8 protein-coding genes and 1 other RNA gene are annotated in these 8,310 nt (G+C 63.7%); 3 read left to right on the top strand and 6 right to left on the bottom strand.

Annotated elements, in window-relative coordinates:
- Positions 1–74: 74 nt before the first annotated feature.
- From AAC126_RS12205 to rnpB, 6 genes are all read right to left on the bottom strand, one after another.
- Positions 75–1,568, bottom strand: a complete 1,494-nt coding sequence (locus AAC126_RS12205) for a UDP-N-acetylmuramoyl-L-alanyl-D-glutamate--2,6-diaminopimelate ligase (protein WP_339853712.1) — start codon at positions 1,566–1,568, stop codon at positions 75–77.
- Complete coding sequence (locus tag AAC126_RS12200) at positions 1,555–3,291, bottom strand: penicillin-binding protein 2 (protein ID WP_339853710.1); 1,737 nt, start codon at positions 3,289–3,291, stop codon at positions 1,555–1,557. Before AAC126_RS12200 ends, AAC126_RS12205 begins: the two co-directional genes overlap by 14 nt.
- Positions 3,291–3,662, bottom strand: a complete 372-nt coding sequence (locus AAC126_RS12195) for a hypothetical protein (protein WP_339853708.1) — start codon at positions 3,660–3,662, stop codon at positions 3,291–3,293. Before AAC126_RS12195 ends, AAC126_RS12200 begins: the two co-directional genes overlap by 1 nt.
- Positions 3,659–4,630 carry a 16S rRNA (cytosine(1402)-N(4))-methyltransferase RsmH gene (rsmH, locus tag AAC126_RS12190; protein ID WP_339853706.1) on the bottom strand — a complete coding sequence of 324 codons (972 nt, stop codon included), beginning with the start codon at positions 4,628–4,630 and terminating at the stop codon, positions 3,659–3,661. The genes AAC126_RS12195 and rsmH overlap by 4 nt, the downstream gene beginning before the upstream one ends.
- Complete coding sequence (gene mraZ / locus AAC126_RS12185) at positions 4,627–5,088, bottom strand: division/cell wall cluster transcriptional repressor MraZ (RefSeq protein WP_339853704.1); 462 nt, start codon at positions 5,086–5,088, stop codon at positions 4,627–4,629. Before mraZ ends, rsmH begins: the two co-directional genes overlap by 4 nt.
- Positions 5,089–5,521: 433 nt before the next feature.
- An RNA gene (gene rnpB / locus AAC126_RS12180) (RNase P RNA component class A) lies at positions 5,522–5,912 on the bottom strand.
- A gap of 193 nt (positions 5,913–6,105) precedes the next feature.
- On the opposite strand from rnpB, the gene AAC126_RS12175 reads away from it, so the two are divergent.
- Genes AAC126_RS12175 through AAC126_RS12165 form a run of 3 tightly spaced genes read left to right on the top strand, consistent with a single transcriptional unit; the run spans position 6,106 to position 8,077 of the window.
- Positions 6,106–6,534 (top strand): ketosteroid isomerase-related protein, encoded by a 429-nt coding sequence (locus AAC126_RS12175; RefSeq protein ID WP_339853713.1) that lies wholly within the window; start codon positions 6,106–6,108, stop codon positions 6,532–6,534.
- Entirely contained in the window at positions 6,531–7,127 is a 597-nt protein-coding gene (locus AAC126_RS12170; protein ID WP_339853703.1) for a GNAT family N-acetyltransferase, read from the top strand. The genes AAC126_RS12175 and AAC126_RS12170 overlap by 4 nt, the downstream gene beginning before the upstream one ends.
- Positions 7,124–8,077 carry a carbon-nitrogen hydrolase family protein gene (locus tag AAC126_RS12165; protein WP_339853701.1) on the top strand — a complete coding sequence of 318 codons (954 nt, stop codon included), beginning with the start codon at positions 7,124–7,126 and terminating at the stop codon, positions 8,075–8,077. The genes AAC126_RS12170 and AAC126_RS12165 overlap by 4 nt, the downstream gene beginning before the upstream one ends.
- The last annotated feature ends 233 nt before the right edge of the window (positions 8,078–8,310 follow it).

Here is an 8,310-nt window from a genome sequence, read left to right as displayed (position 1 = left end):
GATCTCGAAGGCGGGCCCGTGAAGGTTGCCGCGCGTCGCCTTGACCAACTCGTCCGATGTCCAAAGCGAAGCGGTCATCGAACTTCCCCCAGGAGAGCTGATACGACGGCGCGCGCGGCGTCTCTGTCGTCGAAGGGCCGGGTTTCGGTTCCGACGATCTGATAGGTTTCGTGGCCCTTGCCCGCGATGATCAGGGCATCGCCGGGTTGCAGGGCCTTGATGGCGGTTGAAATGGCCATTGCCCGGTCGCCGATTTCGGTGGCGCCGGGGCAGGCGGCCATGATTTCGGCGCGGATTGTGCGCGGGTCTTCCGTCCGCGGATTGTCGTCCGTGACATAGACGTGATCGGCCAGGTCGGCGGCGGTCCGGCCCATGATCGGACGTTTGCCCTTGTCCCGGTCGCCGCCACAACCGAACACCACATGCAACGCACCGGTGACATGGGGGCGGACTGCCGTCAGCACGGTTTCCAGCGCCTCGGCCTTGTGGGCGTAATCGACGAAAATAGGCGCGCCGTTCGGATGCCGGACGGCAAATTCCAGACGCCCGCGCACGCCGGCGAGGGCGGGCAGGCAGTCGAAGACCTTTGCGGCATCGACACCGGAGGCGATGACGATGGCGCTTGCGGCCAGGGCATTCATGGCCTGGAAGGCGCCGATCAGCGGCAGCTCAACCGTGCGCTCCTGATCGGCGAACGCGATGGTCAGGTGCTGGCCGGTGGCTGTCGGCTCGCGCCGGATCAGCCGGAGATTGGCGTCCGGGGCGGTGCCGAAGCGGATGGTCCTGAGACCGCGTTTGGTCGCAATGTCCGCGATCCCGGCGCTTTGCGGCGCATCCGCATTCAGGATAACCGTGCCGTCCGCCTGCAAGACCCGCTCGAAAAGACCGGCCTTCGCCTTCAGATAGGAGGCCATGTCCTTGTGATAGTCGAGATGCTCGTGGCTGAGATTGAGGAAAGCCGCGATGCCGACCTTCACGCCGTCGAGGCGGAACTGGTCGAGCCCGTGACTGGAGGCTTCCATGGCCAGATGATCGATGCCGCGATCCACGAGACCGGCGAGGGCCGCATGCAGTTGCACCGGGTCCGGTGTGGTCAGGCCGGGACCGTCCGTGCCGTCGTCGGTGGTGATGCCGAGTGTGCCGAGGCTGGCGCTTTTCTTGCCGAGCGCGGCCCAGATGCGGCGGGTGAATTCGGCTGTGGAGGTTTTGCCGCTGGTGCCGGTGATGGCGGCGACGGTGCCCGGCTGCTTGCCATAGAAACGGGCTGCCATAAGGGCGAGACGCAGGCGCGGGTTATCGTCGGCAATGACGGCAATAGCCTCTTCGCCGGCGTCAATGCCGTCTTCCGCCAGCACGGCGACGGCGCCACGGCGCACCGCATCGCCGATAAACCTGCGGCCATCGAGCGTACTGCCGCTGAGTGCGGCGAACAGATAGCCGGGCTGAACCTGGCGGCTGTCGGCGGTCAGGCCCGAGACGTCACGCTCCAGCGCGCCCGAAGCCAGCAGGGCCGCGGTGCGTGGGTCGTGGCGGATCAGGTCGCCATTTATCAGCTCAGAAAGACGCAAGTGCCTTTTTCCCTTTGGTTGGGGGGATCTTCACCATCAAAGCGCGGCGAATTTCAGGCGCTTCTTCGTCCACGGGCGTCACATTCAGGAATGGGGCGGCGCGTTCGACGATGCGTTTCACGGCAGGCGCGGCAACCCAGCCGCCCGTGGCGTATCCGTAGGAGCTTTTATTGCCTTTCGGCTCGTCCACCATGGCCAGCACGACATAACGCGGGTCGTTCACCGGGAAGGCGGCGACAAAAGAGGAAAGCAGTGCCTTGTGACGATAACCGCCGCCACGACCCGGCTTTTCCGCCGTGCCGGTCTTGCCGCCGACCAGATACCCTTTGGCATTGGCGTTCCGGCCGGTGCCTTTTTCGACGACCAGCCGGAGCAGGCGGCGCATGGCATGGGAGGTTTTCTCGGAGATCACCCGTTCGCCGACCAGCAGTTCCGTGCTGTCGCGGCGGAGCAGCGTCGCCGGATGGCGAACGCCGCCATTGACGATGCTGGACACGCCGTTGGCCAGCTGGATCGGGCTGACCGCGATGCCATGTCCAAAGGAGATCGTCATGGTGTTGATCGGGCGCCAGGGATTCGGCACCAGCGGGTGACCGCGCTCCGGCAGCTCGATGGCGGAGGAGTCGAGGAAGCCGAGCTTCTTCATGAAGGCCTGCTGGCGCTCGCCGCCGACATCCATGGCCATTTTCACGGAGCCGATATTGGACGAGTACATGAAGATCTCGGGCACCGACAGCCAGCGGTTCTTGGCGTGGTCGTCGTTGATGGTGAAGCGGGCGACCCGGATCGGCTTGCTGGCGTCATAGCCGTTATGCAGCGTCGTGGTGCCGTAATCGAGAGCCATGGCGGTGTTAAAGATCTTGAAGGTCGAGCCCATCTCGTAAACGCCGAGCGTGGCCCGGTTGAACACCGCATCGCTGGAAATCTTGTCCCGGCGGTTCGGGTCGAAATCCGGCAGCGAGACCATGGCGACGATCTCGGAGCTGTTGACGTCCATCACGATGCCGGCGGCACCGATGCCGTCGAAGGCGTCGATCTGGGTCTTCAGCTCCTCGCGCAGAATATGCTGAATCCGGACATCGATGGAGAGACGCAGCGGATCTGAGCCGTCGCGCAGCATTGAATCGAAGCTCTTCTCGATGCCGGACAATCCGACATCGTCAAAGCCGGCGCGGCCGACGATATGGGCGGTCAGCCGGCCTTGCGGATAGATCCGCTTTGACTCGTTCTGGAAATACAGGCCGGGAATGCCGAGCTTGTTGACTGCATATTGCTGGCGCGGCGTCAGGTTCCGCTTGATCCAGGTGAAGCGTTTGTTGTCGGAAAACTTTGCGACCAGGTCGGTGTGGTCCAGTTCAGGCAGAACCGTGCGGAGCTTTGCCGCCGATTCCGCCGGATCCATGATGTATTTCGGATCGGCATAGAGGGACGGCACGTTCAGCGTGGTCGCCAGCAGCATGCCGTTGCGGTCCACGATGTCGGCCCGCCCGGTCTTGTGGGTCAGGGTGCCGCGCTCTTCGGCGAGCCGGGGCTCTTCCGCCCGCTCGAACACGGAAACGTCGATTACCCGCGCGGCAATCACGGAGAAGGCCAGAGCGAAGACGGAGCCGGCGATCAGCAGACGGGTGCGGCCCTGTTCAAGGGCCTGCTTGCCGTTGCCCTCAAGCTTCATGGTTTTTTCCGGGGCCGGAATATCCGTGGTGTCGAGCCGTGTGTGGGTCATCACTGCGCTCCCGCTTTGATCGAGATCGGTCGGATCATCGGCAGGATGATGCCGTTGCCGCCAATGTTGGCGTCGGACAATTCGCCCGGTTCGCTCAGGAGCTGCGGCAGCATGTCGAGGGAGGTCAGCTGCAGACGGTTGGCGATATGGTGTTCGCTGAATTCGCGGATCAGGTGCTCCAGCCGGTCCGGCCGGTTCAGGTAGCTCCATTCCGCGTTCAGGACCTGGATGGCTTCCTGGTCGGCCAGGATTTCCTGGTGCAACGCGTTCAGCCGGTCTTCACGATCCTGTACCTCATGCTTGATGAGGAAGAGCGTGATCCCGGCGCAGGTGGCGAGCAGCAGCCAGAGGGTCATGGAGCGCCGCATCATGCTGCCTCCCGGTCCCAGGCCGGAGCATCGGTGCGTTCGGCAACGCGCAGCCGGGCGGACCGGGCGCGCGGGTTACGCTTTTCTTCATCCTCGCCGGGGCCGATCGGCTTGCGGGTGATTTCAAGGAAGGACGGTGCCGGGCCGGTCTGGCCGGTTTCCGGAACATGACGGGACGGCCGCGCGGTCTTGCCGGCGCGGGTCCGGATGAAATTCTTTACCCGGCGGTCTTCCAGGCTGTGGAACGACACGATGGCAAGGCGTCCGCCCGGATGCAGCAGCCGCTCGGCAGCCTCAAGGCCGCGATCGAGTTCGCCCAGCTCGTCATTCACATGGATGCGCAGCGCCTGGAAGGTCCGGGTGGCGGGGTCGATGCCCTCGCGGCCCTTGTTCCGGGTGCGCGGCACCACCCCGCGGACGATCTCAGCAAGCTGGGATGTCCGCAGGATGGCGCTGCCTGTCCGTGCCAGGACGATGGCTTTGGCGACACGGCGGGAAAGCCGCTCTTCGCCAAGTCGGTAAATCAGGTTCGCGAGATTCTCTTCGGTCTCGTTATTCACGACGTCGGCCGCGCTCGGGCCGGACTGCTCCATCCGCATGTCGAGCGGGCCGTCCTCGCGGAAGGAAAAGCCGCGCTCGGCCTCGTCGATCTGCGGCGAGGAGACGCCGATATCGAGGGCGATGCCGTCAACAGTTTCGATGCCGGCTTCGCGCACCAGCGTGTCCATGTCGCCGAACCGGCCCTCAAGCAGCATCAGCCGGTCGCCGAAGCGCTCTTTCAGCGCGGCGCCACGCCGGATGGCGTCCGGATCGCGGTCAATCGCCACCACGCGGCAATCGGCGGCTTCCAGGATTGCGGTCGTGTAGCCGCCGGCGCCGAAAGTGCCGTCGAGGAAGGTTTTGCCGGAGGCGATGTTCAGGGCGCCGACAACCTCGTCGCGCAGGACCGGGATATGGACCGCGCCACTCACGTGTCTCTCCCGCGCCCGACCATGGGCAAAGTGATACCCCGGTCGCGGGCCCGCTGACGTTTTTCGGTCCGGTGCGCCTCGTAGGCGTCCGGCTGCCAGAGCTGGAAGCTCTTGCCGAGGCCAACGAACATGACGGTGTCGGAGACGCCCGCATAGTCGAGCAGGTCCTGCGGCATCATCACCCGACCATCGCCGTCGATGGTGAGTTGCCGCGCGTCGGCCAGGATTGTCTGGAGGTCTTCCGCTTCTTCGGAGAAGGCGTCGAGCCGGTCGATGGAGTCGACCATTTCCTGAATACGCTCGTCGCCGCAGCCGTCGATGCAGGGATGTTTGAAGGACGGGTAGAGGATCAGGCCAGAGGAAGCCTGCCGCTCGAGAACGCTGCGAAACGATGCCGGAACGGACACGCGCCCCTTCCGGTCAACCTTGTTCGCGAATGTGGACAGAAAAACTGCCACGACTTCCCCCGTTCTCGACCGGCACCCCACCCGCTGGACTGCCGCTTCTCCCCGAAAGACACCGGACCCTCCATTGGTCTGGCGCCTGCCTTTCCGGTCCGTGAGACCTGCCGCAATGGAGCAGGCATGGGTCTGGTACGGTCCCGTATGGGATTACATGGGATACCATGGGACAAAGTGGAGTGCAATGGGAATGAAATGGGAAAACGGCTCAATTCCGGGGTTTTTCTGAGGTTTTCGAACTAATTCAAAACAAAGCTTCAGAACTCGCGGATGAGCAGTGGCCTTTTGGTTAATGCACATGCTTCAGGCGACTTGGAATCGCGGGAAAACTCAAATGTTCGCGATTTGTTCTCGATGCCTTTGACTTGCTCGCATTGTGCGAAAACGCGCTATGCGGGTTCAAAGTGCAATAAATGCCAATCTGGGAAGAAGGATCAGGCGGTCTATAAGCCGGGTTCTGTCCAGCATCCGAAGATGCCTGTATGGCCATTCCTCTGGGACGGTCGTTACCGACCGCCTCGCGCGACCTACCCGGATGACGATGCGAAAACTCACCTGCCGCCACCTTGCGGCGCGACCGGCCATCCCTATTTGGTCTTGCTCCCGGTGGGGTTTACCGTGCCGCGTCCGTTGCCGTCCGCGCGGTGCGCTCTTACCGCACCCTTTCACCCTTACCCGTCGGCCGAAGCGGACGGGCGGTTTGCTTTCTGTGGCACTTTCCCTAGGGTCGCCCCCGCCGGGCGTTACCCGGCACCGTGTCTCCGTGGAGCCCGGACTTTCCTCCAGCAGCTTGCGCCGCCAGCGGCCATCCAACCGCCTGATCGGCGCAACAGATAGAGCCGGGGAGGAGGCCGGTCAAGCGGCGCCGTCGCCGTTGCGAAAATAGTGTCGCTCCCGGGGGATCGCATCGGACCGTGCATTCCTAGACTGGCAGCCATTGATTCAGGCGGCGAGGGGCTGCATACCTTGAGCCGGGTCGCCGCATCCGTTCATCGAAAGGTCGAGGTTATCGCCATGTCCGCCAGCAGCCAGTCCGTCGCCGAAGCCCTCGTGCAGCGTTATTACGATGCTTTCAATGCCGCCGATGTGCCGGAAATGCTCGCCTGTCTCTCCGAAGATGTGGCGCATGACGTCAATCAGGGGCCACGCCGGCTGGGCAAGGCCCTGTTCGGGGAATTCTGCGCCCATATGTCCCGCTGCTATCGGGAGCAATTGTCGGACATCGTCATCATGGCGTCGGCCGATGGCCGCCGGGCCGCCGCCGAATTCACGGTGAGCGGCACCTATCTTGCAGATGACGAGGGGCTGCCGCCCGCGACGGGGCAGACCTACCGGCTTCCCGCCGGCACCTTCCTCGACATCGCGGACGGCAAGATCTCCCGGGTGACCACCTACTATAATCTTGAAGACTGGATTGCGCAGGTGACCGGGAAGACGGCATGAGTATCGCGCTGTCCGTCCTGACCCCCGGTGCGCCGGGCTATGAGGACGCGGTTGAGCAGGTCGCGGCGCTGCGCATCACCGTGTTCCGCGAATGGCCCTATCTCTATGATGGGACAGTCGATTTCGAGCGCTGGTACATCGCCAAGCTGGCCGAGGCGGAGGGGGCGATCATCGTCGCGGCGAAGGATGGCGATGCCGTCATCGGTGTTTCCACGGGAATGCCGCTGTTGTCCGAGCATGAGGAATTGATCGGCCCGTTCAGCGAATACGGGTTCGACCCGGCCGAAGTGTTCTATGGCGCGGAAACGGTCACGCTGCCGGAATATCGGGGCCGTGGCCTCTACCGGGAGTTCCTGGAACGCCGCCGTGAGCATGCAAGGCGTCTCGGTGGTTTTCGCTGGGAGACGTTCTGCGGCGTGGTGAGGCCCGCCGATCATCCGCTCCGGGACCATGCAGCCCGCCCGGTGGAGGCGGTGTGGGAGCGGCTTGGCTACCGGCGCGTCGAGGGGCTGACGACGGGCTTCAGCTGGAAAGACATTAACGAAGACGCACAGAGCGAGAAGCTGATGCAGTTCTGGGTGCGGGAGCTTTGAGACGCCGGGTACGGAAATTCACCGTCGCCTCCGCCCAATACGCCATCGGCCGGCCAAAGAGCTTCGACGATTATGCCAATCGCCTTGCCGCGAAGGCGGAAGAAGCAGCCGGGGGCGGGGCATCCCTGCTGATGTTCCCGGAATATGGCGCGATGGAACTGGCCTCGCTCTTCGGCGCCGAGGTCGAGGCGGATCTGCAGGGCCAGATTGGCGCGCTCGACGAGTTGGCGCCGAAAGTCGATGCCCTGCATCTGGAGCTCGCCGCGAAACACGGCCTGCATATCCTCGCCGCGTCCCTGCCGGTACGCGTGCCGGAGCGGGAGTTGCCGGTGAACCGGGCGCGCCTGTTCGCGCCGAACGGCCGGCACGGGCACCAGGACAAGATCATCATGACCCGTTTCGAGCGCGAGGAATGGGCGATCGGCGGCGGTGACGGTCTGTCGGTTTTCGAGACCGATCTCGGCTGTATCGGCGTTGCCATCTGCTACGACTGCGAGTTCCCGCTGCTGGTCCGGACCATGGTTGAGGCCGGGGCGGAGCTGATCCTGATCCCGAGCTGCACCGACACCTTGCGTGGCCATGGCCGGGTCCGCGTCGGCGCCATGGCCCGGGCACTGGAAAACCAGTGCTACGCCGTGGTCAGCCCGACCGTCGGCAAGGCGCCATGGTCGCCCTCGGTCGATATCAATCGCGGTGCGGCGGGTGTTTATGGCCCGCCCGATATCGGCTTTCCCGAAACCGGGATCGTCGCCGAGGGCCGGTTCGACGAGGACATGCTGCTCTTCGCCGAAATCAATCTCGACCTGGTTTCTGAGGCGCGGAGGGCCGGACAGGTTCTGAACCACCAGCACTGGAACGAACAGCCAGGCGCCGACCTCTGGCCAATCCCACCGGTCCGGACGGTGGATCTGTTGTCGGATGAAGATTATGAAGCGCATTCATACGTATGAATGTTGATGGTGGTTTTGGAAGGGTGAAAGCGGTTATTGGCAGCGGGGCGAGGACAGCAGCAGGCCTACAAGAGAAATCGAGGATAGTACTAATACTAAGCCCTCCTTGGCGGCCGTCATCATAGCAACGGCCTAATTGTCCTGGGTTGGGTGGTTAAGGGAGTACTCGACAGTGTTGCTGTTACGTCGGGCTGTAGAAGGTGCGCCAATCGGGCGCCAGAAAGCCAGAAGTG

This window comes from uncultured Nisaea sp., assembly GCF_963974195.1.
Taxonomy (GTDB): domain Bacteria; phylum Pseudomonadota; class Alphaproteobacteria; order Thalassobaculales; family Thalassobaculaceae; genus Nisaea.
Note: the sequence above shows the minus strand (reverse complement) of the source record. Positions and strands in the feature narration are given on the sequence as shown.